Source organism: Bacillus cereus group sp. MS39 (genome assembly GCF_040448665.1).
GTDB lineage: Bacteria > Bacillota > Bacilli > Bacillales > Bacillaceae_G > Bacillus_A > Bacillus_A wiedmannii.
In genome coordinates this window covers 1,134,307-1,160,164 of sequence record NZ_CP123058.1, presented here as the reverse complement: position 1 = coordinate 1,160,164, position 25,858 = coordinate 1,134,307, and the positions used below count along the sequence as shown (strand labels likewise).

The following is a 25,858-nucleotide window of genomic DNA, read 5'->3' as shown; positions in this document are numbered from 1 at the left end:
TTACCTACCTTTATCTAATTCTTATTTAGCTCTTTTTGAATTTCTTGCTTCAATAAAAATAAAGCTGTTTGATAGTCTTGTGGATCGATTAACTGTGATTGATTTAATTCACGCAATTCATCTTGCATTAATTGTAAATCTGCAATTCGATCACCCGTATAAATAATCGTACCAAATTTCTTTAGCAATTGCTGAATATCATAAATAGATACCATTTTATCACCCTCTATGCTCACTTACTATAAAAAATTATAATAAGAAAACGTTCACATATTTTATTATAATCAAGAAGAAAAAGTCTCGTCAATTTTTATTTGTCTATACAAGCCCATTTTTAACCATTGTTCCTTTTTCTGTAATAATTTTTTCTACGTTTTTATCAAACGGCTCTACTGGAATATGTTCTACTATTTGAAAACTATAAGCTAATGATAGCGTTTTCCCTTTATAATGCAAGAGATAACGATCATAATACCCACCGCCATATCCAATCCGTTCTCCTCGCTCTGTATAAGCTACACCTGGCACGATTTGAAGATCAATGTCATTTGCATTCACTTCTTCCGTACGCGCTGGAATTGGTTCACGTAAATTCATATACACTATTTCTAATTGATCAAAATTACTAATTTGCCGGAAAGACATCGTTCGTGTTTCTTTATTACACTTTGGAACAACAACTTTCTTTCCTTCTTCCCAAGCTTTTTCGATAATAGCATATGTATTCACTTCATTTTCCATTGAGAGAGTGATTCCAACTGTTTTAGCTTCAGCCCACTCTTTTTGCGCATACAACGAAAATGCAATTTGCTCTGATAAAGTTGTATACCGTTCTTCTGATAAAGAATTCATGTGCTCTATTATTTGTTTACGTAAACGTACTTTCTCTTCTCTCACACACTTTCCCCCTCACAGTGATACTTTGCTCTACGATGATAGTGTATCACTTTTAACAGAGGAATCGAATAAAAAAAGAAACAGTAGGAAAATATTCCTACTGCTTACTTTGTTTCACGGTGTAACGTAGACTTCTTGTCACGCTTGCAATACTTTTTAAGCTCGATACGCTCAGCGTTGTTACGTTTGTTTTTCTTTGAGATATAGTTACGATCTCCGCATTCTGTACATGCTAGAGTAATATTCACACGCATTCTTATTCCCTCCAGTACTAATAACTTAAATCAGACTATACTATAATACCACTTTTAAAATAAAAATTCTACACCTTTTGATATTGTCTAATTTTTTCTATAAGATTTTTCATGTTTTCCCTTGCTATTACTGGGTTTCTGGCATGCGAATACACTAAAAATTTCGGTTGTTTTGTGTCAGAAACGATATAAGACCACTCTTTTTCGGTATATTTGAACTGTACTCCTTCAAATATACCTTCTTCCTTTCTTTCCATATCAGCCAATAATTTCCTCATTACTTTTCCTTTTTCATTCCATGAACATACAACTTCATCACAAAGTAGATAAAGCGGCGGTGATTGCTCTACTATGCTGAGAAATGTTTTCCCCTGCAATGCTATTAACTCGAATAATTTTCCAATTCGATATAAAATATCTCGCTTCCATCTCGCTTGAAACGACTTTTTTTCATCCTGCGTATAAAATAGAAGGTAACATTCTCCTAATTTCAAAGACATCGGGTAAATATTTCCTGCTGATTCAAGTAATAAATCTGGAATATCTACCTCTTCAAAATCTGTTCCTTGGTAAATATTACTATGATTATCATATAACTCGAAATAATTTCCTTGCTCTGAAAACATAAGTGCCATATTTGCTTTGCTTGATTTCATCAAAGCTTTCACATGATCCTTTTGTTCGCCCGCATAAATCCATGTAACTGTGCATCCGAGCCTTTGTAAAAAGAGCATCAGTAAATGTTGTAACATATCATTCCTCTTATTAATAAGAAGATGAAACTTTTGTTTTTGTATTTTCTCAATATCAACGCGCTCTAATACAGCCTCTATATAATCATGTAAAGAAACGTGGACTAGCTTATTCCGCCCCATTTCTTTCTCACATACGTAATAAAACGACTCAGACATATATACTTGTTCTATCGCTTTTTGCTGCTTATACGTTAATTGTACCCCCTCCTTACCATATAACTTTATAACAACCTCTTTTTCGTTTTCCACTTGAATGAAAACCCCACCTGCACATTGTAAATCCTGAATGCTATACTGAAAAAGTGACTCATTTATTTCTTTGCATTCCATCGTATGAATCCCGATACCATGAATCGCATGAAGAAAGAGATTTTTATAAGAAGTCGTTTCTATATGTTCTTGACTCCCAATTAATATACTTTCTCCTTTGGCAAAAAGAGATCCATACGCCATCGCAACCTTCACAATAAATTGAGGAGTGATTTCAACATTACCTCTTCCTACAATGCGGCTTTTTTGCAACCATCCTGCACTCTTTTCACTTTCTTGAACACCAGCCGATCCTACTACTGAATAGCTGTCAATCGCCTTATATGGCCATAGTTTTCCCTTTTGCTTAATTACCGTACTTTTCCCTATATGACAATGATCCGCTACAATGCTTTTTTGAAACAGTGTAACGTCATCTTCCACCATTGTATGCTCTCCTATGGTCGTTTCTAATAGCTCGCAATACTGACCAATGTGCGCATTTGCAAAAACAATACTTTTTTGAAGATGAGAATAACTTGAAACCACACTATTTTTCCCGATAATAGAGTATGGCTCAATTACAACTCCAGCACCAATCTTTGCTCCTTCTCCAATAAAAGAAGGACCGTGAATTTTCGTTCCTTTTCCAATCGTCACACCTTCCCCCATCCATACCATCGGCAATACTTCCGTGTAAGGAATAGGTACTTGCAATTTTTTCGTTAACAAATCAAATTGTGCTTGTCGATATTGATCAAATGTACCGATATCTAACCAATAACCTTCTGACAAATATGCAAATAACGCGTTCTTATTTGCCAATAGCGGAAACACATCTTGACTGAAATCAAAAAACTCTCGGGGCGGTATGTAAGAAAAAATTTCTGGCTCCATAATATATATACCTGTATTCACAATATTAGAGACTACTTCATTCCAGCTAGGTTTTTCTATATATCGTGTAACCTCTTGTTCTTTGTTCATTACAACTAAACCGAATGAGAGTGGGTTTTCTACTTCCTTTACAAACATAGTTACCATTCTTTTCTTTTGTTCATGAAACATAATTCCTTCTGATAATTGAAAATCAGTTAACGCATCCCCGCTTATCACAACAAACGTTTCATCTAAAAATGTTTCCGCTTGTTTAATACTCCCTGCGGTTCCAAGCGGGGGAGAATCTTCAAAGTAGTACAAGTTAACTCCCCATTTGCTACCGTCACCAAAATATTGTTTAATGGCTGTACTCATATACTGAACAGTAATTGCAATTTCACGAATACCATGCTGACGTAATAATTCAATATTGTATTCCAAAACTGGCTTTTCTAATAATGGTAACATCGGCTTTGGAGTATTACATGTTAATGGTCTAAGGCGTCGTCCTTTTCCTCCAGCTAAAATAACCCCCTTCATATACTTCAGCCTCCACTTATATAATGATCAGTAACTTCATATACGATATGTATATTACCTACCCCGCATTAACTAGCAGTATAAAATGAAACTTTAATTAGTAGGGATTTTGTGCATCTCCCACTGATTATTAGCCCTGACCACTCGGGCTTTTACAGGCGGTAAAACTGTCTATATACATGTACCTTTTCAACACCACAAAAGAAAGCGCTTACCATTAACTTAGTAAAATATCCCTTAATAAGTGAACAACATATATGTCCTATTTTTTCCATTATATTATGATACATCTTATCATCATAAACTAAAGGAAACAACGAGCTTTTTTTGTCATGTTTTGACTAAAAAAAGCAGGTGATGTTTCACCTGCCTTTTTCTTTATTCATTTAATAAGTAATGCTTTCCTTTTACTAAATAAAAAATATTTTCAGCAATATTTGTAATATGATCTGCTACACGCTCGATATATCTCGCCACAAAGGATAATTGTGTAATTTGTGTAATTGCTTCTGGTTGTTCTGGAACTGAAGATATAAATTCACGAATCGCTTTCCCATATATTTCATCAACTGAATCATCCATTTCGGCAATTTGTTTCGCAAAAGTTAAATTTTCTTGCTCATATGCTTCTAGCGCTAACTGTAGCATCTTATTTGCAATTGCAAACATTTCATCAAGATTGTGCAAACTCACAACCACCTCTTTTTCCCCGAGACGAATTGTTGATTTCGCAATATTAACAGCATGATCTGCAATACGCTCTAAATCTGTCGCTGTTTTAATTGAAATGAAAATCCTTCTTAAATCACTTGCTACAGGTTGCTGCTTCGTAATAAGCATAAGCGCAAGGTCATTTATTTCCTCTTCTAAATTATCCATACGATAATCACCATCTATTACCTCTAACGCTTTCTCTACATCCCTTTTATGAAGACCTTCCATAGCAAGCAATAAAGCTTCCCTCGCTAGCTCTCCAAGCTCAATCACCTTTTGCTGTAACATTTTTAAATCACATTGAAACTGTTCTCTTACCATCGTTTCTTCCCCCTCAATATTATGTGCCATTATATATAGATCTCCTACCTAGCCTACTTGTAATAAGCCTTAAGATAGGAGAAGTATTACTTCTCTAATTAAATGAGGTAAAAATAAGAAATACCCTCTGTTAAGAGGGTATTTACTCTTATCCTTGCAACGATATCAACCGAATCGGCCTGTAATATAATCTTCTGTACGCTTATCTGAAGGTGTCGTAAATAATTTATTTGTATCTGTATACTCCACAACTTCTCCACTTAAGAAGAAAGCAGTTTTATCTGAAATACGTGCCGCTTGTTGCATGTTATGCGTTACGATCACAATACTAAAGTCTTTCTTTAACTCTTGAATTAATTCTTCTACTTTTAATGTTGAAATTGGATCTAGTGCCGATGTTGGCTCATCCATTAAAATAACGTCTGGTTCAATTGCTAAACAACGTGCGATACATAGACGCTGTTGCTGTCCACCAGATAAACCGTATGCATTATCATGCAAACGATCTTTTAACTCATCCCAAATCGCTGCTCCACGTAAACTTTTTTCAACAATTTCATCCAATGTTTTTTTATCACGAATACCATGAATTTTCGGGCCATATGCTACATTTTCATAAATAGATTTCGGAAATGGGTTTGGCTTTTGGAACACCATTCCCACATGAGTTCTTAATTCTTCAACTGGGTATGATTTTTCAAATATATTGCGCTCTCTGTATTCAATTACACCTGTAGTTCGCACGATTGGTACTAACTCTACCATACGATTTAATGTTTTTAAGTACGTTGATTTACCACAACCACTTGGACCGATAATTGCTGTAACTTCATTCTCATGAATGCTTAAGTTAATATCTTTTAAAGCATGGTCTTCTCCGTACCATAAATTTAAGTTTTTCGTATCAAATACTACTTTCTTTGGTGCAGTCTCGATTTTCTCCTCGTTTTTCACCTGTACATTTACTACTGTTGCTACCATTTGAATTCCCCTTTCATCCATTTCCAACTTATTTTCGATTTCGTAACCATAAGACAAATATATTGATAAAGAGTAATAAACCTAACAAAACAATCATCCCAGCAGCTGCTACATACTGAAATTCTTCTTGCGGTCTACTCATCCAATTAAAAATTTGAATTGGTAAAACTGTAAATCTATCAAACATACTAAATGGAACATAATTTGCAAATGCAAGTGCCCCGATAACTAATAGCGGTGCCGCTTCTCCAATCGCCCTTGATATCGCTAACGTACAACCCGTTATAATTCCTGGGAAAGCAGATGGCAATACAATTTGATACATCGTTTGCCACTTCGTAGCACCTAATCCGTAAGAGGCTTCTAATAATGAACTTGGTACAGATCGTATCGCTTCTTGACTCGCTACAACAACTGTCGGTAAAACGAGTAAACTCATCGTCAGTGCCGCCGCAATAATACTCTCACCTAAATGAAGAGCATATACAAAAATAGTTAAGCCGAGTAATCCAAATACAACGGAAGGTACTCCTGCTAACGTTTGATTATTAATTTCTATTACCTTTTTAAATATAGATTCCTTCGCATATTGCTCCAAATAAAGAGCAGTTCCAACTCCAAATATAAAGGAGACTGGTATAACAATACTCATAAATAATATTGTTCCTGACAAAGCTGCAGCAATCCCAGCTTCTTTCGGATTACGCGAAGCGAAGTTTGTAAAGAAATCTAACGAAAGGTAACTTATACCTTTTTCAAAAATTTGAAAAAGTAAAATAAGCAGTATTACTATTGAAAACAAAATTGCTATATAAAATAACAATTTGTAAACTCGGTCTTTTAAAAAGCGTGATGCCATATTCTCTTGTATTTTTTTATGATCCAACATTCGCATATTATGTCACCCTCCTAAAGCGGCGCATAATAGACTGCGAAATGATGTTCATGATAAAAGTAAATAAGAATAAAGTTGCGCCTACAGCATACATGCTGTAATACGTAATTGTTCCGTGCGGAGCATCACCTAAACTCACTTGCACAATATAGGCTGTTAGCGTTTGAATAGAGTGTGTCGGATCGAGCGATACATTCGGTGTAGATCCCGCTGCAATTACAACGATCATCGTTTCACCAATTGCCCTGGAAACAGCTAATATGATCGCTGCCATAATCCCTGTAAAAGCCGAAGGAAACACGACTTGTTTTACCATCTCAAACCGAGTTGCTCCAAGTGCTAACGAAGCTTCTTTCGTTCCTTTCGCTACAGCTCTCATCGCGTCTTCAGATAGAGATGCAATTGTAGGTATCATCATAAAGCCAATAACAATACCTGGACTAATCGCATTAAAAAACTGTAAATCTGGTATAATCCGTTGTAAAAGTGGTGTGACAACTGTTAATGCAAAAAAACCATATACAATTGTCGGAATACCTGCTAATAGTTCTAACATCGGTTTTAATACTTTCCTTGCACCGTTTGAAGCATATTCGCTTAAAAATACAGCACACGCTAAACCGATAGGAATTGCTACGAACATGGCAATTGCTGTTACAAGGAACGTTCCACATATAAGTGGTAATATACCGAATTTAGGATCTTCAAAAAAAGGTAACCATTCTTTTCCCGTCAAAAAGGAGTGTAATGGTATTTTTTGAAAAAACATCAATGTTTCATTTGCCAATGTAAAAATAATTCCAAGTGTCGTTACAATAGACACGCTAGCAATTATTTTTAGTAATAATGGAACGATTCGATTGATTCGCTGCGTTTTTTTTCTTTGTTTTGTATTTCTTTCAATCAAATGTTGTACAGAAAATGTAATTTGACTTTTGTCATTATGAGCCAAAGATGAAAACCCCTTTCCACCCTGACATTACCTTTTTATTTCTGTTAACATCCGCAGCTGTTCATTGTATTTTTCTTTTGGTAATTTTACATATCCAACCTCTTCAGCAAGATTACCTACATGCTGAATCATAAACTCAATATAATTTGCTACATTCATTTTATTTCGGATAGATGCATCATTTACATAAGCAAATAACGGCCTAGATAATGGCTTATACTTACCTGATTGAATGGTATCTTTCGTCGGAAGTACACCATTCACTTTTATTGCTCTCGCCTTATCTCGATTGGCCATATAATAAGCATATCCTACAAAAGCAATGGCATTTTTATCATTCATTACCCCTTGCATAATAACTTGATCATCTTCAGACAAAGAGACTTTTTTTACAATGCGACTATTTTGTAAGATGACATTTTGAAAATAATCATACGTACCAGAGTCTACACCTGGCGCATAAAACTTCACCTGTTCACGTGGCCATGATGAATGAATTTGTGACCATCGCTTTTCGCTTCCATCTTCACTCCATAATAGACGTAACTCGTCTACCGTCATATTGTCTACCCAAGTATTTTGGCGACTCACAACGATCGTAAGGCCATCGTAAGCGACTTCAAACGGTGTAAACTGAATGGAGTTTTTTTTCATCTCATTTTCTTCCACTTGTTTCATTGCTCTCGAAGCATTATTTATATCTACTTCTCCTTTACTGAAACGATTAAATCCTCCTCCTGTTCCAGAAACACTGATGGAAATTTTCACGTTTGGATGCACCTTTGTATATTCCTCCGCTACCGCTTCTATAATAGGAAAAACTGTTGAGGATCCATCAACTCTCACTTCTCCCATTTCATTCACAGCAAATGCAGTAGACGTGCCAACATAAAAGAAACATGTCGACAATATGAAAACTTTAATCGATGCACTTATCCATTTCACGTGTTCTTCCTCCTAGAAGTAACCGGAAATAACAGGATTACAGATATAAGAATACTGCTAAACTATTAATTCGGTTTTAATTGTTTGTAAAAGTTTTGTAAAGTTCCACAAGAATCAACATTAGGTGAAATTCTAATCCGTAGCCACCATTCATCTTCACTAATGATTGGTCCATAAAATCCTTATCCTCCATAGGGAAATGCATACGTATCATTTGCGAGGTCCCTTAATTTCCCGATATGATATGCTTGTCCACTTTATTAAAACGTATGCATGAACCATAAAAAAAAGCACACTATCTTTTCAGATAGTGTGCTTTTTTTACAACTTTTTTATTCATCATCTTGCTCTTTATTTTTCTTATCTATTTCATCTTTTGTAGCTTCGCCATTTTCTACCTTTTTCAAATCAAAGTACGCGTCCATAATGTCACGGCTAATATATCCATTAATACCTGATTTATCATCTACCCAAGGTACAACAACAGAAAATGCTACTTCAGGGTCTTCAAATGGCGCATAACCTACTAACGTTAAGTTATATGTCTCTTTGCGCTCACCTTTTGCATTTCTACCAATCTCTTTATCTCCGCCATACACAGTTTGAGCTGTACCTGTTTTACCAGCAGCTTTATATGGTGCACCTGTAAAGTATTTCGTAGCTGTACCACCAGTATCGTTAAATACTTGTCTAAATCCTTCTTGAACACGTTTAATTTGTGATTCAGGCATATCTACACGGTTTAGTACTTTCGGTTCCATTGAATGAACCACTTTTCCAACTTCATCTTGTTTCACTGCCGGTTGACGAATTTCTTTTACAACTTGCGGTTGCATACGGTAACCACCATTTGCAATTGTTGAAACATATTGTGCTAATTGAAGTGGTGTATACGTATCATACTGTCCAATTGATAAATCCAATAAGAAACCTGGCATATGATCTGTTCTACCTCTTTGTCCAGCCGTTTCATTCGGTAAATCAATGCCAGTTTTTACACCAAGTCCAAATTGACCGAAATAGTAACGCATCGTATCATATGATTTTTGTTTTATATCTAACGTACCGCCTCGTACATAGGGAACACCAGCAATATTCATCGCTGTTTTAAACATATAAACGTTTGAAGACATTTTTAACGCTGTAAGGTCATTAATATATCCCATCGTCTTCCAAGACGATTTTTTTAGCGGTCCTTTTAATACAATTGGTTCATCAAGTTGAACCGAACCTGGTTGAATAGCGCCTGTTTGATATCCAGTAAGTATTGTAGCGCCTTTTACAGTCGATCCCATCGGATAAGAACTTGTCATTGTTCCTAATGCGAAATCTTGTACTTTCGTTTCACCATTTTCATTCACTAACTGTTTCCCTGCCATAGATAAAACTTCACCATTTTTCGGATTCATCATTACAACGAATGCACGATCTAAAAGTGGTTGCCCACCTTTATATTTCAATAAACTTTTAGTGATAATTTCTTCTACACGCTTTTGTAATTCCATATCAATTGTTAAATTCAGATCATTACCACTTTGCCCTTTTGATACATTAATCGTTTCTAAAATATTACCATTTTTATCTGTAATATTTTTCACTTCCGCTTTCGTACCATGTAGGCTATCTTCATATTGCTGTTCAAGATAACTTTTTCCTACTCGTTCATTTCGATTATAATCACGAACAAGATAGTAATCTAGTCTTTCTCTCGGTAAACCTTCATCAGACGTTGACACCCCGCCAAGTACACTTCGGAATAAATCATCATAAACATATTTCCGATCCCAATCAACATTCGTATCTACACCCGGTAATGCTGCTAGATTTTCACTAATAATCGCATATTCTTCTTCTGTAGCATCCTTTTTAATGACTTGTGGCGTCATCGCATATCCGCCGTCCATTTTGCTTTTAATCGCTAGTATTTCTAAATCTTTTGCGGATAATTGATTCACTTCTTCTTCTGTCACGCGATTTCGTTGACGCTCATCTAATTCTTTATCGTCAATTTTTTTATCTTTAAACTCTTGACGATCTTTATTCGTAATTTTTTCTTTCGCTTCCTCTTTATGAATAGCAAGCCAATAATCTTTTTTATCACGATCTGTTAATTTATCTGTCGGTACTTCAATCAAATCTGCCAGCTTTTTCGCTGTTTCTAAGCGAGCCTCTGCAGTTGACCCTTTCATTTTTGTAAATGTAATCGTACGTACAGCTGCATTATCTACTACAGCTCGCCCATAACGGTCAAATATTTTCCCACGTGGCACAGGATTACTTATCGTCGAGTTCTCTTTCCTCTCCACTTCATTCTTATATTCCTCACCGCGAACAATTTGTACATATCCTAGCCTTACAATAACCGCGGAGAACATTAAAAACACGCAGAAAAACAGCACGTTTAACCGAAAAGGAACGTGAGTCTTTTTCTTTTGTTGTTTCTGCTTCTTGCTCATACAAACCCCCTCTACCAACAGCTATGTAATGTGAAAGGGACACCTTCATACAGGTGTCCTCACTGCTGTCTTACATCTTTTTCTATTCTAGCATAAAACAACCGAGAAGTTAACCTTCTGGTTCTGTTTGATTCTGCGCATTTGCTTGCGTTACAACACTTGTTTTACTTGCATTTCCCTCATCATATTTGACATTTTTAACTGCAAAATAAATAAGAAAATGTCCTGCACCTAAAATACATAATAAGTAAGGTAAACTTTTTTCGGGCGGAAAGAATAGTACAGCACATAAAAAACTTAAAATCGAGCAAATTCTTCCTGCATTTAACCATAATTCTCGGACAACTACATACTCTACACGCCACTCTCTCGCATTTTTCGCTCTGCCAATTACATCATATGTCATGGACCCGTACGGAACAAGCAAAATAGGGTATGCAACCGCAATACACGCTGCATAAATAAGTAATTTTGCGTATGTAACGTTGAATATAACTAAAAATACGACAGCATATAAAATAATGCCTCCAAGCAAAATTGCTTTTTTCCGCCACTCTTTCTTTAACATACGAGTGACTAAGTAGTAACATACAAATGATACAGCAGAATTTACTAAGCTATATTTTCCTAAGGCGAGTTCGCTATCCGTCGCTAAATACACGTACACGGAAATCACAAAAATAAACGTTCCCTCTCTCAACCCTTGGAAAAAATGAGCACGTGTAATTCTTCCCCAATTTTTATCAATCTGCCGCTCTTTCAATACTTGTACAATTTCATACCGTCCTTCACATTCTCTCTTAGATACAAAAAAGCTTAAAATAACAGCAATTGCAAATAACACTAACGAAAGAAAGAATATGACCGTATAGCCACTCCATTTTTCCATACGTGAAATTGTGTATCCAGCTGCTATCGGTCCAATCATGCCAGAGAAGGATGTAAGAAGTCCAAGAAACCCATTAAAGAAATCTCTTGTTTCTGGTTCTGTAATCTCAAATGTTAATAAGTTAAACGCGAGCCAGTAAAAACCATATCCGACTCCTAAAAGAGCCCCCATTAATAAAATATAGTGAGAAGCGCTTTTTCCCGCTACTAAAACAACGATAAAAAAAATAGCTAACGTGCCTACGCCTATTCGTAACAAGATTGAGCGATCAATACGCTTCGCTAATTTCCCACCTATAAGAAATGTGAGAGGCTGTAATACAACGCTGGCCAAATTATACAGGCCAAGATTCACATAATTTTGTGTTTGTTTCCATAAATAAATGTTAACAAACGTATTCGATAAAGAAATTGCGAGCGTGTATAAACCTCCAATAAGGAGCAACAACACTAAATCCCGATTCACTTCAACGTCACCAATTATATGTTTCCACTTCATACACAACTCTCCTTTACTTCATGTTCTAGTCTTCCAAAGACAAGCCCAATTATGTAAAAGGAAAGCATAGAAAAAAGCTAGGAGCATTCTCCTAGCTTTTTCTATCGTTATTACAATTATTTTGCTTCTTGGTAACGTTTTTCAGCAGCGTTCCAATCTACAACGTTCCAGAATGCACCGATGTAGTCAGGACGACGGTTTTGGTAATTTAGGTAGTAAGCATGTTCCCAAACATCTAAACCTACAACTGGAGTTTTACCTTCAGTTAGAGGAGAATCTTGGTTTGGCGTGCTTGTTACTTCTAACTCACCATTGTTTACTACTAACCAAGCCCAACCAGAACCGAAACGAGTTGCGCCAGCTTTTGCGAATTCTTCTTTGAATGCATCGAAGCTACCGAATTTCGCTTCAATTGCAGTTGCAAGTTCGCCTACTGGTTGTCCGCCGCCGTTTGGAGATAAGATTGTCCAGAAGAATGTATGGTTAGCATGTCCGCCACCATTGTTACGTACTGCTGTACGGATTGCTTCTGGTACTTCGTTTAAGTTTGCAACTAATTCTTCTACGCTTTTGTCAGCTAATTCTGCATGACCTTCTAAAGCAGCGTTTAAGTTTGTAATGTAAGTGTTATGATGTTTTGTATGATGGATGTTCATTGTTTCTTTGTCAAAGTGAGGCTCTAAAGCATCATACGCATAAGGTAAATTTGGTAATTCGTGTTTTGCCATTGTTATATTCCTCCCAGTTTATGTATTGCCACTTAAGTGACATACAACTTCATTCTACCCTAATTGCCATAGGGTGCAAACAAATAAATCACATTGTCTTGCTATCATTAACGTAGCAAAAATCCCACTTCTTTTCAATTAAAATGCTCATATATTCCGTAAAAAAAGCTCCCTTCTACAAGGAAGCTTCCCACTGACATAATAAACATGCGAAATGGATATGGACCCTGTAGGACTCGAACCTACGACCGGACGGTTATGAGCCGTCTGCTCTAACCAGCTGAGCTAAGGGTCCACAATTATGTATGTAACAACATATCAAATAAAGGAATTCCTATCGGATATATCCTTTAAGAAATGTAAGATAAATTTACCATATGGCAAAGAAAAGTGTCAATTGTATTTTTCTCATATAAAAGAAGAAAATTAATAAAAAGAAATTTAGTTATCTCCACTATATGTAAATATAATATATCTTGAGATTCTCTAGATTCCTACGTTACAATGATTTTATACATACATAAAGGAAGTGAATCTATGTCCATATTTACCCAATTAGCAAAAAGCGTATATTCGCCTAAAGATATGGCGCTATTCCGTTTTCAAAAAATCGGAAAAACCATTTTGTATATTATGCTACTTTGTCTAATCACTACTATTCCAAGAACATTCTTTTACGGCAGCTTTATCCAAGATAGTGTCAGCATGGTAAATCAAGCGATTGAAAAAGATTTACCTGATTTTAAAATCGAAAACGGTGAACTAAAAGCAGATATTGAACAACCTATTCAAAAGGAAGAAGGAGATGCTCTTTTCGTATTTGATCCCAATACAACAGATATAGAAACATATAAAAACAAAACTGGTTTATTTATTTTAAAAGATAAAGTAGTTTCTATAGGAAATGGTCAAACACAAACATACTCCTATAATGATTTATTAGGGACATCTCTTGAGAAGAAAGATTTACAAGATTTCATTTCTGTATTCGATAGTATTTATCCAATTTTACTAGCCGTTATCGGCGTGTTAGTATACCTATTCCAATTGTTTATTACTTTCTTAGGAATTACTTTACTTGCGTTTATAGGTTCTGCTATGAGTGGTCAACGTAAATTATCTTATAAGCAAGTATGGACGTTAACTGCATACAGCTACACAATCCCAACAATCTTCTTTATGATTATGGATCTATTCAAAATCGTTGTACCTGGTTCAACATTTATTTATATCGCAGTTGTTTTAATTGTTCTTTACTTAACGATTAAAGAAGTTCCAAAACCGAAAGAAAAATAAAAACGAAAAAATGCCTAAATAGGCATTTTTTTTTTGGACAAGCATATATTCCTAGCAAAGGAGTGAAGAATATGAAAAGATTAGGTATATTCTTATTCGTGCTTGTTCTTGGTTATATATTTTATTACGATATAAAAATCGGCACTTTACCGATGTTAAGTTCATATAAAAAAACAACTGCGGCCCAAACGATAAAGCAAGAAAATACAGATACAAAACAAAATAAAGAGAACAAAGCAGAAAAAGAAACAGATGTAACTTATAAAACAATTGAAGTCAAAACAGGTGAGACAGTTCTTTCTATTACCGAACAAATTAATAAGAAAAAAATCCCTTCCATTGAAAAGGTGATTGATGACTTTAAACAACTAAACAAAAGTACATCTGCTACAAAAATACAAATTGGAAAGTCTTATAAATTCCCGTTATATCAATGAGCAATCACTTAATCCTTGTCAATTACATAAAGGCGCTGATACAATAGTAAAAGTGAAACCGAGCACTTCGGTTTCTATAGCCCTGTATCACGTATACTTTCATTGATATGAGGGACTAAATAAGAAACTTCTTTTATAAGGAGAGCGATCTATTCGTGAATGAAATGACTCATCGTACAAAAACACGTCCAGTTAAAGTCGGTAATTTAACAATTGGCGGTAATAATGAATTAATTATACAAAGTATGACAACAACAAAAACACATGATGTTGAAGCAACAGTTGCTGAAATTAAACGTTTAGAAGAAGCTGGCTGTCAAGTTGTCCGTGTTGCTGTTCCAGACGAACGCGCAGCAAATGCTATTGCTGATATTAAAAAACAAATCAACATTCCACTTGTTGCTGATATTCATTTTGATTATCGTCTTGCTTTAAAAGCAATTGAAGGCGGCATTGATAAAGTACGTATCAATCCAGGTAACATTGGTCGTCGCCATAAAGTAGAAGCTGTTGTAAATGCGGCAAAAGAACGCGGTATTCCAATTCGTATCGGTGTAAACGCAGGTTCATTAGAACGTCACATTTTAGAAAAGTACGGATACCCAACTGCAGATGGTATGGTTGAGAGTGCCCTACATCATATTAAAATTTTAGAGGACTTAGATTTCCACGATATTATCGTATCTATGAAAGCCTCTGATGTTAACTTAGCAATTGAAGCATACGAAAAAGCTGCTCGTGCTTTTGATTACCCATTACATTTAGGTATTACAGAATCCGGAACATTATTTGCCGGAACTGTAAAAAGTGCCGCTGGTCTTGGCGCAATCTTAAATAAAGGCATCGGAAATACACTACGTATTTCATTAAGTGCTGACCCAGTTGAAGAAGTAAAAGTTGCGCGTGAACTATTAAAGTCATTCGGTCTTGCATCTAATGCAGCAACACTTATTTCTTGTCCAACTTGTGGTCGTATTGAAATTGATTTAATTAGCATCGCTAACGAGGTGGAAGAATACATCTCTACACTAAAAGTACCAATTAAAGTTGCAGTACTTGGTTGCGCTGTAAACGGTCCTGGTGAAGCTCGTGAAGCTGATATCGGTATTGCCGGTGCACGTGGAGAAGGATTATTATTCCGTAAAGGGCAAGTTGTTCGTAAAGTACCAGAAGAAATAATGGTAGAAGAACTGAAAAAAGAAATCGATGTAATTGCTGCTGAAATGGCTGCTGAACGAGAAAAAGAAAAAGAAAAAGAAAAAGAAACACAAGAACAATAAAAAGAAGGTTGCCACAATATTTGTGGGCAACCTTCTTTTTTACGTAAAAAAGCTCGTCAGTTATGTAACCGACGAGTTCTTATTTTACACATTTTGGACAACGGCCGTATATTTCAAACTTATGCCCGGTTACTTCATAACCGTTAAAATCTTTATTCATAAAATCCATCGGGCAGGAAGTAATCTCTTTCGTCCCCCCGCAATCTAAACAAATAAAATGATGATGATGTTCCATAATAGAACATGTAAAACGAAAATGTTTTTCACCATTTAATTCCGTTTGTTCTAAAACACCGATTTCAGCAAACACCGTTAAGTTACGATAAATCGTATCAAAGCTAAGACCTGGATAATCATCCTTCATATGCTCTAAAACGTCTTTCGCCGTTAAATAACGATTGTGAGCTGCAAATAACCTGAGCATTTCTTCCCTTTTCCCAGTATGTTTGTATCCTTTATCTTTCATTAGGCGTAAAGCTTCTGTTAGATTCATATCTATCCCTACTTTATGCAGTTTTTTTCTTTTTCCATAAAATCGCACCAATTAAAATAAGAACTGCTATCATAACAATTGTACCACCTGGTGCTAGATCAAGTTGATATGAAGCAAACATTCCGCCAATTACTGCAATTTCACCAAATAAAATGGAAAAGAAAATTGTTTGTTTAAATCCATTTGCAATACGAATACTTGCTGCAACTGGTAACGTCATTAATGATGATACGAGAAGAACCCCTACTACACGCATTGATACTGCAATAACAAGAGCAACCAATATAATGAAAATAAAGTGAATCCACTTTGCACTCAAACCGGTTGATACAGCATATTCCTCATCAAACGATAGTAAAAATAACTCTTTGTATAATAAAGTAATCGTTACAATAACAACAATTGCTACAATGCCGATGATTATTAAATCCGTACTTGTTACAGCACTTACACTCCCAAATAAATAACTAAATAAATCAGTGTTAAATCCATTTGCAAGTGATATAAAAATAACCCCAATCCCCATTCCTGCTGAAAGAATAATCGGAATTGCTAATTCTTGATAATGTTTATATACAGTACGTAATTTTTCAATTAGTAACGCCCCACCAATAGAAAAAATCATTCCCATATATAACGGATTTAAAAATCCTCCTGTGAAAATTGTTTTTTCTAGTAGTAAACTTGCAGCAATACCCGATAATGTCACGTGACTTAAAGCATCCGCAATAAGCGACATTCGGCGAATGACAACAAATACACCGATAAGCGGCGCAACAAGTCCTATTAAAATCCCTGCATATAAAGAGTTCTGTAAAAAGTCATATTGTAAAAAATCTTGTATCATTATATCCTCCCGTGATGCTCATGCTCGTGTTCTAAACGATGAACATGATGTCCATATAAGACGGACATTTCTGCATCTTCTAACTCTCGGAACTTCTCTACATTTCCATGGAAATGTAGATGTTGGTTTAAGCATGCAACATGTGTTACCTTCTCAGTAACAGCTCCCATATCATGAGTAACGAGAATTAATGTGATTCCTAACCTTTTGTTTAAATCCTCTAATATCTCATAAAAACTTTCTACATTCTTTACATCGATTCCAACAGTAGGCTCGTCCAAAATAAGTAATTCAGGATCACTAACGAGCGCACGAGCAATAAATACACGCTGTTGTTGTCCACCAGAAAGTTCTCCGATATTGCGCCCTTGAAACGCACTCATCCCTACATCAGCAATCGCTTTTTCTACCTTTTCCTTATCGTTTTTCGTGAAAAAGCGAAACAGCCCTTTTTTCGAAACGAGTCCCATTGATACAACTTCAAAAACAGTGGCGGGAAAACCAGAATTAAAGCTATTTGCCTTTTGCGACACATAACCAACTTTGTTCCATTCTTTAAACTTCTTACTGTCAACACCAAACAAACGAATACTTCCCTGTTTTGGCTTTAAAACGCCTAATAAACATTTTAGCAAAGTTGATTTCCCAGAACCATTTGGCCCAACTAAACCTAAAAAAGCTCCCTTCGGAACTTGCAAATTAATATCTTCTAACACATTTCGATCTTCATATCGAAATGACAATCCTTCTATTTCTAATATATTATTCATAGCATCTCACCTATTTTAATTCAGAATGATTCCGATTTATATCTATTTGAATTATAGTACAGCTTATTATAGTTGTAAACCAATCTGCCTAAAATATATCAATTTTTTCAAGAAACCTTACTATTATAACAAAAAGCAGAGAAAAATTCTCTGCTTTTGAAAAATATTCCTATAAAATGAAACCTTAATCAGATGAGGCCATCCCCCAACGATTGGCGAGGGCTTTTACTGGATAAATTTTCTAGTGGATAGCCGATTTAAACTTGCCACCATTTGTCTCTTGTGTATTCATAATCGTAACAAACGCATTCGCATCAATTTCATACACAATTGATTTTAACTTCGTCACTTCCAGACGCGTTACAACTGCATAAATAACTTCTTTTTCTTTATCCGTGTAACCGCCTTTCGCTACAAGCTTTGTAGTTCCACGACCAAGACGATGCAAAATCGCATTTGATACTTCCTCATATTGATCTGATACAATTAAAACTGCTTTCGTTTCATCTAAACCTTGAATGACTGTATCAATTGTTTTGAATGCGATATAGTACGTCATAACAGAATACATAGCTTGTTCAACACCAAATACAAATGCTGCCCATGCAAAAATGAATAAGTTCACAAACATTACAAATTCGCCAACAGAGAAAGGTAATTTCTTCGTTAATAAAATACCCATAATTTCTGTTCCGTCCATTGATCCACCATGGCGAATAACGAGCCCTACACCAATACCTAAAATAAGACCACCAAACACTGTTGCTAAAATCGGCTCTGTTGTAAATGGCGGAACAGCATGTAACGTTGATTCAATAAACGCTAAAGCTACAATACCGAACGCCGAAGATAACATGAACGTTTTTCCGATTTGCTTATAACCTGAATACATAAATGGGATATTGAGAATAACGACTAAAGTAGAGAAACTTAACCACCAAATATTAGGAGTAAGATAATCTAATATAAGAGAAATACCAATAATTCCACCATCAATAATTTTATTTGGCATTAAAAATAGTTCAATCGCTACCGCTGCGCATGCTGCCCCAAAAATAATCATAACTAAACGATAAATAAGATGGATAACACTTTCTTTTCGGTGTTGCTTTTGTTCCATAAGTCCTCCTTATACTCTTTTTCTATAGTTTTGTCCTTATATTATAACATACGCTTCTTTTTCTCATGAAAAAAGAAACTCTATACGAATATGTACAAGCTACGTACTCATATATTTCGATAGAAGAACGTGTGAAGGAGGATAACTCAATGAACCTCATTAAACAACTTGTAAATAAAAAATTAAATCATATTTCTACAAAAGAGTTATTGAAATATAGTAAAGAGTATGAAGTTTCTATTACGACTGCACAAGCGGATCAAATTGTTTTACTTATGAAAGGAAAGAATATTAACATTTACGATAATGACGAACGGCTAGAGCTCTTAAAACAAATAGCAAAAGTAACCTCCCCTGCTACTGCCCAACAAGTAAATACTTTATTTCAGCAACTACTAAAATAAGGAGGGGAAAATCCCCTCCTTATTGCTTATTACGCTTTAATTTTCTCAAGAATCCCTTCATCAAAAGTACCATTTTTCAGCATTTCGATTTCTAATTTATATGGCGGCTTCTTATCTTTTTTATCTTCACCTACATATGGCGTTTCAAGGATTTTTGGTACGTGCATTAACTGCGGATGATGCACAATATGATGTAACGCTTTATAACCGATATGACCGAAGCCGATATTTTCATGACGGTCCTTTCCTGCGCCGCATACATTTTTACTATCATTAATATGAAGTACTTGCAAACGATCCATACCAACAATCTTATCAAATTCATTTAATACGCCGTCAAAATCATTTACAATATCATATCCTGCATCGTGCGTATGACACGTATCAAAGCATACTGATAATTTTTCATTATATTTTACACCATCAATAATCTTTGCAATTTCTTCAAAGCTACGACCGCATTCTGTTCCTTTTCCTGCCATCGTTTCTAACGCAATGTTAACCGTCTGCTCTGGCGTTAATACTTCATTAAGCCCTTTAATAATTTGTTGAATACCAGCATCTGCTCCTGCACCAACGTGCGCACCTGGGTGAAGAACGATTTGTTTCGCTACACCTAATGCCGATGTTCTTTCAATTTCCATGCGAAGGAAGTCTACACCTAATTGGAATGTTTCTGGCTTCGTCGTATTCCCAAGATTAATAATATATGGCGCATGTACGATAATTTCCTCAATACCGTTTAGTTCCATATGTTTTCTTCCTGCTTCTATGTTCAATTCTTCAATTGGTTTTCTTCGTGTATTTTGCGGTGCACCTGTATAAATCATAAACGTCGTTGCACCGTATGAAACAGCCTCTTCACTTGCTGCTAATAACATTTTCTTACCACTCATAGAAACATGAGATCCAATCTTTAACATACAATCACCTCTTCAATATACAATAGATATAATGATAGCATAATTTGTAGAAATATGTAGCGAATTGTTTGTTCCTAAAACACTACGCAAATTGTAACTAGCTACACCGAAACTTTAATCAGTGTTTTTCCATTCCCCACCGATTATTATCCCGCAAATATCCGGATAAAAAAAGATAAGGGGGCTCCCCTTATCTTTTTTTATTGCTATATTTTTTCTTCACTTTATCACGTTCTGTTGCAAGTTTACGTTTATAGTTTGGTTTTACTTTTTTCGGCTTTTTAATAACTTTCGTTGCCATAACATCAAGTTCATCATTTGGTTTTTTACGGCTCTTACGACGACGACGTTCACCTAAATCCGCCCACTCATCTCCGCGTAACTCTACATGCTTGAACTCAATATGACGTTGTTTTTCTAAACTATCTAACGCTTCTTCGTTTGCTGGATCATAAATCGTCACTGCAATACCTGAATGCCCCGCACGTGCTGTTCTTCCAACGCGGTGAACGAAGAAATCTAAATCTGATGGAAGTTCGTAGTTAATAACATGACTAATTCCTTCAATATCAATACCACGTGCTGCTAAATCAGTTGCAACAATATATTGGAATTCAAGATCACGAATTTGTTTCATCATTTTTTTACGATCACGCGGTGATAAATCTCCGTGAATTCGTCCAACTTTTAAGCCACGTTCCATTAATCCGTCAGCAACCTGATCCGCCATCTTCTTCGTATTCGTGAAAACAACTGCTAAATACGGTTTAAATTGTAGCAACATTTTGTTCACTAAATCGATTTTGTTACGATGTTTAGAAGGTACTAAATAATGCTCAATATTCCCAGCCGCAACTTGTTTTGGATTGATATGAATATGCTCTGGATTCTCCATATATTTCTTCAGAAACGGTTTTAGTTTTTGAGGAATTGTTGCAGAGAAAACTAGCATTTGCAAGTTTCTAGGCATGCGTGATGCAATTTTGTCTACATCATGAATGAATCCCATATCAAGCATTAAGTCTGCTTCATCGACAATAATAGTATTTGCTTTATGAACAAATAATGCTTGTGCTTCTACTAAATCTTTAATACGTCCTGGTGTTCCAACTACAATATGAGGTTGTTTTTTCAACTTTTCAATTGATCGTTGTTTATCAGTTCCACCAATTAAACAACGTGCTGTAATCATTTGATCTTCCGCACAAAACTTTGTTAATTTCACGATTTCTTCGTAAATTTGTTGTGCTAACTCACGAGTAGGCGCTGTAATAACAAGTTGTACTTCTTCACGACTTGCATTAATTCTGTTCAATGTAGGAAGTAAGTATGCATGTGTTTTCCCAGAACCTGTTTGGGATTGTCCAATTACACTTACACCTTTTTTCACGACCGGGAAAATTTTCTTTTGAATTCCTGTCGGCTCTGTAAAGCGTAGTTCACGAACTGCATCTATTAAAAATGGTTTAAAATCATACTGTGTAAAAGTTTGTTGTGTCATAAGTTACACCTTCTTTCTAAATTTCTACTGCGCGCACAAATCAGCCAAGTCTACATTATATCGAAATCTACAAGTAAAATCCATCTTTAGTTTAGGTTTTTACTTCAAAAACTAACCTTCTTCCCTCTTATTGCATATTGTATGTGTATATACCTAACTGAAGAAAGGAGGATTTCTCACATGTTTCCAAAATCCCATACAAGGCAAATGTATCCGAATCAAGGACAGCAACCTTATACACCATATCCAATTCCACAGCTACCACCGATGGCGCAAAAAAAGAAAGGTTTCCTTGCTAAACTCTTTAAAAAACACGATCCAACCGAGCCTTTCATGCAAATGGTTCCACCTTATCGACAAATGGATGGACCGCCGCCAATGATGCACCAACAACCGCCGCCCCCATATCAACAACAATACCAATACCAACAGCAATACCCGCAGCAGTACTCACAACAATATCAACCATACATGCAGCAATATCCAGAGCAAATGCCCCCCCCTCAAATGTATGAATCAAATGAAACGCGCGGCGGTGCAGCAACTACAGCAGCATCAAGTAGCGGCATCGGCAGTTTTTTTGCAAATTTAATTTCGAATCCAACTAATATGATAAACAATATTGAAAAAGTATCCCAAGTCGTTCAATCTGTAAGCCCTGTCGTCGAACAGTACGGTCCTATTATGCGTAACCTACCAAGCATTGTTAAAATCCTCACCTCTGGAAAAAGTGCGGAAGAAGATCCAACTGAAAATCCAACTGAAGACATAATAGAAAAGGTTGAGGTAGCAACTCCGCCTCCTCCACAAAAAAAAAGAAAAAGAAAAAAATTAGTGATTGAGCCTGTCATAGAAAAAGAATTACGAGAGGAGCCTGTTCATAAAATAGCAACAAAACCAAAACTATATGTGTAACAATCCTTTGTTTTCTATCCATTCCTCCTTTATAATGTAAAAGACTATGCACAAAAGTATCCCTTGTTTAGAAGGAGAGGATTACTCATATGAAAATTGTTAAAATTTCCCCTCGTGGTTATTGCTACGGTGTTGTGGACGCGATGGTTATTGCACGTAACGCCGCATTAGATACATCATTACCAAGACCTATTTATATTTTAGGTATGATTGTTCACAACAAACATGTAACAGATGCATTCGAAGAAGATGGCATCATTACGTTAGACGGTCCAAGTCGATTAGAAATTTTAGATAAAATCGAATCTGGTACTGTTATTTTCACAGCACACGGTGTTTCTCCAGAAGTTAAACAACGTGCAAAAGAAAAAGGTTTAACGACAATCGATGCCACTTGTCCAGATGTTACAAAAACACATGATCTTATTGAAGCAAAGAAAGCTGAAGGTTACCATGTCATTTATATCGGTAAAAAAAATCATCCAGAACCAGAAGGCGCAGTTGGTATTGCACCTGACATCGTTCACCTTATCGAAAGAGCTGATGATTTAAAAACATTAGAAATTCCAACAGATAAAATTTTAGTTACAAATCAAACAACGATGAGCCAATGGGATGTTCAACATTTAATGGAGGACATTCAGAAAAAATTCCCAACAGCAGAATTCCATAAGGAAATTTGTTTAGCAACTCAAGTTCGCCAAGAAGCTGTCGCTAAACAAGCTGATGTTGCAGACTTAACAATTGTTGTCGGTGATCCGAAAAGTAACAACTCAAACCGTTTAGCACAAGTATCACAAGAAATCGCTGGTACGAAAGCATACCGCGTTGCAGACGTAAGTGAGATTAAATTAGAGTGGCTACAAGGTGTAGAAAACGTAGCTGTTACAGCAGGTGCTTCTACTCCAACTCCAATTACAAAAGAAGTTATCGCTTTCTTAGATCAATATGATCCAATGAATCCCGCTACATGGGAGAGAGTTCGAAAAGTACCGTTACAAAAAATATTACCTCGTGTAAAAGTGAAAAAAGAACAATAATAAAAACCGTTGCCTATACGAGCAACGGTTTTTATTTTTCTTATACAAATGTAAATGGATCTGTATGTAATTGCGAAGCATGAATGTGTACATTGAATTTCTTTGCATCCACTTTTTCTTGTAATTGCTTTTGTACACCTTGCTTCATTACTTTTTCAACGTTATGTCCTGGGTCAACTATATTTAAACCGAGCATCATCGCATCATGAGCAACATGATAATACATGTCACCTGTTACATATACATCCGCTCCTTTAAATTTAGCTTGATTGATGTATTTGTTACCATCGCCACCAAGTACAGCCACTTTACGCACTTTATCATCTAATTTCCCAACAACTCTTGCGCCCTTCACATCTAATGATTGCTTTACATGTTCCGCAAACTGTCCAAGTGTCATTTCTTCTTGTAAATATCCTATTTTTCCAAGCCCTAATGTTTCACCTTTGTTATCAAGTGGATACACATCATATGCTATTTCTTCATATGGATGCGCCGTTACCATTGCTTTAATCACTTTTCGCTGTAGTGAAGCTGGAATTATCGTTTCGATTCGCACTTCTTCTACACGTTCTAACTGCCCAGTTTCCCCGATATAAGGATTTGTTCCCTCTTGAGGTACAAACGTGCCTGTACCCTCGCTATTAAACGTACAGTGGCTATAATTGCCGATATGACCAGCACCTGCGTCTCCTAATGCTTTTCGTACTTCTTCTGCATGAGTTACTGGCACAAACACAACAACTTTTTTCATTTCTTCTGCATATGTCGGTGCCAAAACTTCTGTATTTTGCAATCCTAACGCCTCAGCAAGTAAATCATTTACCCCGCCCTTAGCAACATCCACATTTGTATGTGCTGCATAAATGGCAATATCATTTTTAATACACGTTTCAATAATTCTTCCGTACGCTTTATCTGTATGAATCGCTTTTAACGGATTAAAAATTAAAGGGTGATGCGCAATAATGACATTCGCCCCTAATTGAATTGCTTCATCCACAACTTCCTCCGTTACATCTAACGCAATCAATACGTGTTGTACGGGTTTATTAAGCGCTCCAATTTGCAGGCCAATCTTATCTCCTTCCATCGCCAAATGCTTCGGATACATACTTTCAAATAAAGAAATAATTTCATGGCCATTTGGAATTTTACTCATGATAAAACCTCCCGTATCATTTTCATTTTCGCTTCTACTTCCGCACGCTTCGCTTTTGTTTCTTCAGAATCAGCCGCACGTTCTAACTGCTTTAAAATATTTTGGAAGTTTTTTAATTCCCCTTCCCATTTTTCAACGAAAGCTTCACCTTTTTCTTTTATTAAAAATGGCCCCATAAATAATTCCGCTTGTTTATTCTCAGAATAAGGCACCGCGATGTTTCCTCGCTCGCCTACTAAAATCTCGTAAATTTTCCCATCTTCTTTTACGATTTTTTCATGGATAAGCTCCCATCCATTCTCAATAAACCATTCACGAATGTGATGCGCTGCAATATTCGGCTGTAAAATTAAACGAGTTACTCCTTCTAATTTTTCTTTACCACTTTCTAAAATGTCACGAATTAACGCTCCGCCCATTCCAGCAACCGTAATTACATCTACTTCTCCTGGCGCGATAACAGCTAATCCATTCCCTTTACGCACATCTATTTTATCTTGTAAGCCACTTTCAGCTACAGTTGCTTGTGCAGAGCGAAATGGGCCATCTACAACCTCTCCAGCAACTGCTTTTGTAGCAATATTATTTATAATTGTATAACACGGTAAATACGCATGATCCGATCCAATATCAGCTACTGTAGATCCTACCGGTATTTCACGCACTACTTCTTCTAATCGTTTTGAAAGCTTTACTTCATTCATGTATTTCCATTAC

General features: G+C 35.9%; 26 protein-coding genes and 1 tRNA gene. 6 read left to right on the top strand and 21 right to left on the bottom strand.

Annotation, left to right across the window (positions count from 1 at the left end):
* Positions 1 to 14: 14 nt before the first annotated feature.
* The 13 genes from QEP67_RS06035 to QEP67_RS05975 form a co-directional block, all read right to left on the bottom strand.
* A complete protein-coding gene (locus QEP67_RS06035) occupies positions 15 to 215 on the bottom strand; it encodes a YqgQ family protein (RefSeq protein WP_000253699.1) in 201 nt (66 codons plus the stop codon).
* Between the two features lie 103 nt (positions 216 to 318).
* Positions 319 to 897 carry a 5-formyltetrahydrofolate cyclo-ligase gene (locus tag QEP67_RS06030; RefSeq protein ID WP_353706543.1) on the bottom strand — a complete coding sequence of 193 codons (579 nt, stop codon included), beginning with the start codon at positions 895 to 897 and terminating at the stop codon, positions 319 to 321.
* Between the two features lie 104 nt (positions 898 to 1,001).
* Positions 1,002 to 1,151: a 50S ribosomal protein L33 gene (rpmG, locus tag QEP67_RS06025; protein WP_001265616.1), complete on the bottom strand. Its 150-nt coding sequence runs from the start codon at positions 1,149 to 1,151 to the stop codon at positions 1,002 to 1,004.
* 68 nt (positions 1,152 to 1,219) lie between these two features.
* On the bottom strand, positions 1,220 to 3,574 hold the full coding sequence (locus QEP67_RS06020; protein WP_061672366.1) for a sugar phosphate nucleotidyltransferase: 2,355 nt from the start codon (positions 3,572 to 3,574) through the stop codon (positions 1,220 to 1,222).
* A gap of 378 nt (positions 3,575 to 3,952) precedes the next feature.
* Positions 3,953 to 4,609 carry a phosphate signaling complex protein PhoU gene (gene phoU, locus QEP67_RS06015; RefSeq protein ID WP_033658807.1) on the bottom strand — a complete coding sequence of 219 codons (657 nt, stop codon included), beginning with the start codon at positions 4,607 to 4,609 and terminating at the stop codon, positions 3,953 to 3,955.
* A gap of 165 nt (positions 4,610 to 4,774) precedes the next feature.
* Complete coding sequence (pstB, locus tag QEP67_RS06010) at positions 4,775 to 5,590, bottom strand: phosphate ABC transporter ATP-binding protein (RefSeq protein WP_000226689.1); 816 nt, start codon at positions 5,588 to 5,590, stop codon at positions 4,775 to 4,777.
* Positions 5,591 to 5,618: 28 nt separating this feature from the next.
* Complete coding sequence (gene pstA / locus QEP67_RS06005; protein ID WP_282894544.1) at positions 5,619 to 6,485, bottom strand: phosphate ABC transporter permease PstA; 867 nt, start codon at positions 6,483 to 6,485, stop codon at positions 5,619 to 5,621.
* A gap of 1 nt (position 6,486) precedes the next feature.
* Positions 6,487 to 7,437, bottom strand: a complete 951-nt coding sequence (gene pstC / locus QEP67_RS06000; protein ID WP_000940907.1) for a phosphate ABC transporter permease subunit PstC — start codon at positions 7,435 to 7,437, stop codon at positions 6,487 to 6,489.
* 27 nt (positions 7,438 to 7,464) lie between these two features.
* A complete protein-coding gene (gene phoX, locus QEP67_RS05995; RefSeq protein WP_341056830.1) occupies positions 7,465 to 8,382 on the bottom strand; it encodes a phosphate ABC transporter substrate-binding protein PhoX in 918 nt (305 codons plus the stop codon).
* A 332-nt stretch (positions 8,383 to 8,714) separates the two neighbouring features.
* Complete coding sequence (locus QEP67_RS05990; protein ID WP_048565715.1) at positions 8,715 to 10,838, bottom strand: penicillin-binding protein 2; 2,124 nt, start codon at positions 10,836 to 10,838, stop codon at positions 8,715 to 8,717.
* Between the two features lie 109 nt (positions 10,839 to 10,947).
* The gene (locus tag QEP67_RS05985; protein ID WP_000871369.1) at positions 10,948 to 12,225 is read right to left on the bottom strand and encodes an MFS transporter; all 1,278 of its coding nucleotides are present in this window, start codon (positions 12,223 to 12,225) and stop codon (positions 10,948 to 10,950) included.
* 116 nt (positions 12,226 to 12,341) lie between these two features.
* Positions 12,342 to 12,953, bottom strand: coding sequence for a superoxide dismutase [Mn] (sodA, locus tag QEP67_RS05980; protein WP_001052034.1), 612 nt, complete (start codon positions 12,951 to 12,953; stop codon positions 12,342 to 12,344).
* Between the two features lie 221 nt (positions 12,954 to 13,174).
* A tRNA-Ile gene (locus QEP67_RS05975) sits at positions 13,175 to 13,248 on the bottom strand.
* Between the two features lie 242 nt (positions 13,249 to 13,490).
* On the opposite strand from QEP67_RS05975, the gene QEP67_RS05970 reads away from it, so the two are divergent.
* From QEP67_RS05970 to ispG, 3 genes are all read left to right on the top strand, one after another.
* The gene (locus QEP67_RS05970; protein ID WP_000021901.1) at positions 13,491 to 14,249 is read left to right on the top strand and encodes a DUF1189 domain-containing protein; all 759 of its coding nucleotides are present in this window, start codon (positions 13,491 to 13,493) and stop codon (positions 14,247 to 14,249) included.
* Between the two features lie 71 nt (positions 14,250 to 14,320).
* Positions 14,321 to 14,686 carry a protein YqfZ gene (yqfZ, locus tag QEP67_RS05965; protein ID WP_000825418.1) on the top strand — a complete coding sequence of 122 codons (366 nt, stop codon included), beginning with the start codon at positions 14,321 to 14,323 and terminating at the stop codon, positions 14,684 to 14,686.
* A gap of 164 nt (positions 14,687 to 14,850) precedes the next feature.
* A complete protein-coding gene (ispG, locus tag QEP67_RS05960) occupies positions 14,851 to 15,966 on the top strand; it encodes a flavodoxin-dependent (E)-4-hydroxy-3-methylbut-2-enyl-diphosphate synthase (RefSeq protein ID WP_131934101.1) in 1,116 nt (371 codons plus the stop codon).
* A 79-nt stretch (positions 15,967 to 16,045) separates the two neighbouring features.
* On the opposite strand, the gene QEP67_RS05955 is transcribed toward ispG, so the two are convergent.
* The 4 genes from QEP67_RS05955 to QEP67_RS05940 form a co-directional block, all read right to left on the bottom strand.
* Complete coding sequence (locus QEP67_RS05955; protein WP_002107670.1) at positions 16,046 to 16,459, bottom strand: Fur family transcriptional regulator; 414 nt, start codon at positions 16,457 to 16,459, stop codon at positions 16,046 to 16,048.
* 13 nt (positions 16,460 to 16,472) lie between these two features.
* Positions 16,473 to 17,306 carry a metal ABC transporter permease gene (locus QEP67_RS05950; RefSeq protein WP_064459831.1) on the bottom strand — a complete coding sequence of 278 codons (834 nt, stop codon included), beginning with the start codon at positions 17,304 to 17,306 and terminating at the stop codon, positions 16,473 to 16,475.
* On the bottom strand, positions 17,306 to 18,076 hold the full coding sequence (locus QEP67_RS05945) for a metal ABC transporter ATP-binding protein (protein ID WP_001059648.1): 771 nt from the start codon (positions 18,074 to 18,076) through the stop codon (positions 17,306 to 17,308). The genes QEP67_RS05950 and QEP67_RS05945 overlap by 1 nt, the downstream gene beginning before the upstream one ends.
* 241 nt (positions 18,077 to 18,317) lie before the next feature.
* Positions 18,318 to 19,196: a YitT family protein gene (locus QEP67_RS05940; protein ID WP_000435955.1), complete on the bottom strand. Its 879-nt coding sequence runs from the start codon at positions 19,194 to 19,196 to the stop codon at positions 18,318 to 18,320.
* 149 nt (positions 19,197 to 19,345) lie between these two features.
* On the opposite strand from QEP67_RS05940, the gene QEP67_RS05935 reads away from it, so the two are divergent.
* Positions 19,346 to 19,600, top strand: a complete 255-nt coding sequence (locus tag QEP67_RS05935; protein ID WP_001048965.1) for a DUF2624 domain-containing protein — start codon at positions 19,346 to 19,348, stop codon at positions 19,598 to 19,600.
* A gap of 29 nt (positions 19,601 to 19,629) precedes the next feature.
* On the opposite strand, the gene QEP67_RS05930 is transcribed toward QEP67_RS05935, so the two are convergent.
* Both QEP67_RS05930 and QEP67_RS05925 read right to left on the bottom strand, forming a co-directional pair.
* Positions 19,630 to 20,523 carry a deoxyribonuclease IV gene (locus QEP67_RS05930; RefSeq protein ID WP_000912443.1) on the bottom strand — a complete coding sequence of 298 codons (894 nt, stop codon included), beginning with the start codon at positions 20,521 to 20,523 and terminating at the stop codon, positions 19,630 to 19,632.
* Positions 20,524 to 20,713: 190 nt separating this feature from the next.
* Positions 20,714 to 22,024 (bottom strand): DEAD/DEAH box helicase, encoded by a 1,311-nt coding sequence (locus QEP67_RS05925; RefSeq protein WP_000194012.1) that lies wholly within the window; start codon positions 22,022 to 22,024, stop codon positions 20,714 to 20,716.
* A 180-nt stretch (positions 22,025 to 22,204) separates the two neighbouring features.
* Here QEP67_RS05925 and vrrA point away from each other — a divergent pair, with 180 nt between their 5' ends.
* Both vrrA and QEP67_RS05915 read left to right on the top strand, forming a co-directional pair.
* Complete coding sequence (gene vrrA, locus QEP67_RS05920; RefSeq protein WP_064459829.1) at positions 22,205 to 22,939, top strand: VrrA/YqfQ family protein; 735 nt, start codon at positions 22,205 to 22,207, stop codon at positions 22,937 to 22,939.
* A gap of 89 nt (positions 22,940 to 23,028) precedes the next feature.
* Complete coding sequence (locus QEP67_RS05915) at positions 23,029 to 23,979, top strand: 4-hydroxy-3-methylbut-2-enyl diphosphate reductase (RefSeq protein WP_000706674.1); 951 nt, start codon at positions 23,029 to 23,031, stop codon at positions 23,977 to 23,979.
* A 40-nt stretch (positions 23,980 to 24,019) separates the two neighbouring features.
* Here QEP67_RS05915 and QEP67_RS05910 read toward each other — a convergent pair whose 3' ends face one another.
* Positions 24,020 to 25,141 carry a Nif3-like dinuclear metal center hexameric protein gene (locus tag QEP67_RS05910; RefSeq protein ID WP_341056835.1) on the bottom strand — a complete coding sequence of 374 codons (1,122 nt, stop codon included), beginning with the start codon at positions 25,139 to 25,141 and terminating at the stop codon, positions 24,020 to 24,022.
* Positions 25,138 to 25,845 carry a tRNA (adenine(22)-N(1))-methyltransferase TrmK gene (locus QEP67_RS05905; protein WP_001006534.1) on the bottom strand — a complete coding sequence of 236 codons (708 nt, stop codon included), beginning with the start codon at positions 25,843 to 25,845 and terminating at the stop codon, positions 25,138 to 25,140. The genes QEP67_RS05910 and QEP67_RS05905 overlap by 4 nt, the downstream gene beginning before the upstream one ends.
* Between the last annotated feature and the right edge of the window lie 13 nt (positions 25,846 to 25,858).

Coding starts and splice junctions, on each gene's coding strand:
- QEP67_RS05985 (WP_000871369.1), bottom strand. CDS start 12,225: ATGAAGTGGAAACATATAATTGGTGACGTTGAAGTGAATCGGGATTTA.
- QEP67_RS05905 (WP_001006534.1), bottom strand. CDS start 25,845: ATGAATGAAGTAAAGCTTTCAAAACGATTAGAAGAAGTAGTGCGTGAA.
- QEP67_RS05990 (WP_048565715.1), bottom strand. CDS start 10,838: ATGAGCAAGAAGCAGAAACAACAAAAGAAAAAGACTCACGTTCCTTTT.
- rpmG (WP_001265616.1), bottom strand. CDS start 1,151: ATGCGTGTGAATATTACTCTAGCATGTACAGAATGCGGAGATCGTAAC.
- QEP67_RS05940 (WP_000435955.1), bottom strand. CDS start 19,196: ATGGAACAAAAGCAACACCGAAAAGAAAGTGTTATCCATCTTATTTAT.
- QEP67_RS05925 (WP_000194012.1), bottom strand. CDS start 22,024: ATGACACAACAAACTTTTACACAGTATGATTTTAAACCATTTTTAATA.
- QEP67_RS05950 (WP_064459831.1), bottom strand. CDS start 17,306: ATGATACAAGATTTTTTACAATATGACTTTTTACAGAACTCTTTATAT.
- vrrA (WP_064459829.1), top strand. CDS start 22,205: ATGTTTCCAAAATCCCATACAAGGCAAATGTATCCGAATCAAGGACAG.
- QEP67_RS05945 (WP_001059648.1), bottom strand. CDS start 18,076: ATGAATAATATATTAGAAATAGAAGGATTGTCATTTCGATATGAAGAT.
- pstB (WP_000226689.1), bottom strand. CDS start 5,590: ATGGTAGCAACAGTAGTAAATGTACAGGTGAAAAACGAGGAGAAAATC.
- yqfZ (WP_000825418.1), top strand. CDS start 14,321: ATGAAAAGATTAGGTATATTCTTATTCGTGCTTGTTCTTGGTTATATA.
- QEP67_RS05935 (WP_001048965.1), top strand. CDS start 19,346: ATGAACCTCATTAAACAACTTGTAAATAAAAAATTAAATCATATTTCT.
- QEP67_RS05915 (WP_000706674.1), top strand. CDS start 23,029: ATGAAAATTGTTAAAATTTCCCCTCGTGGTTATTGCTACGGTGTTGTG.
- QEP67_RS06035 (WP_000253699.1), bottom strand. CDS start 215: ATGGTATCTATTTATGATATTCAGCAATTGCTAAAGAAATTTGGTACG.
- ispG (WP_131934101.1), top strand. CDS start 14,851: ATGACTCATCGTACAAAAACACGTCCAGTTAAAGTCGGTAATTTAACA.
- QEP67_RS06020 (WP_061672366.1), bottom strand. CDS start 3,574: ATGAAGGGGGTTATTTTAGCTGGAGGAAAAGGACGACGCCTTAGACCA.
- QEP67_RS05970 (WP_000021901.1), top strand. CDS start 13,491: ATGTCCATATTTACCCAATTAGCAAAAAGCGTATATTCGCCTAAAGAT.
- QEP67_RS05955 (WP_002107670.1), bottom strand. CDS start 16,459: ATGAATCTAACAGAAGCTTTACGCCTAATGAAAGATAAAGGATACAAA.
- QEP67_RS05910 (WP_341056835.1), bottom strand. CDS start 25,141: ATGAGTAAAATTCCAAATGGCCATGAAATTATTTCTTTATTTGAAAGT.
- QEP67_RS05930 (WP_000912443.1), bottom strand. CDS start 20,523: ATGTTAAAGATTGGATCTCATGTTTCTATGAGTGGTAAGAAAATGTTA.
- pstA (WP_282894544.1), bottom strand. CDS start 6,485: ATGCGAATGTTGGATCATAAAAAAATACAAGAGAATATGGCATCACGC.
- phoU (WP_033658807.1), bottom strand. CDS start 4,609: ATGGTAAGAGAACAGTTTCAATGTGATTTAAAAATGTTACAGCAAAAG.
- sodA (WP_001052034.1), bottom strand. CDS start 12,953: ATGGCAAAACACGAATTACCAAATTTACCTTATGCGTATGATGCTTTA.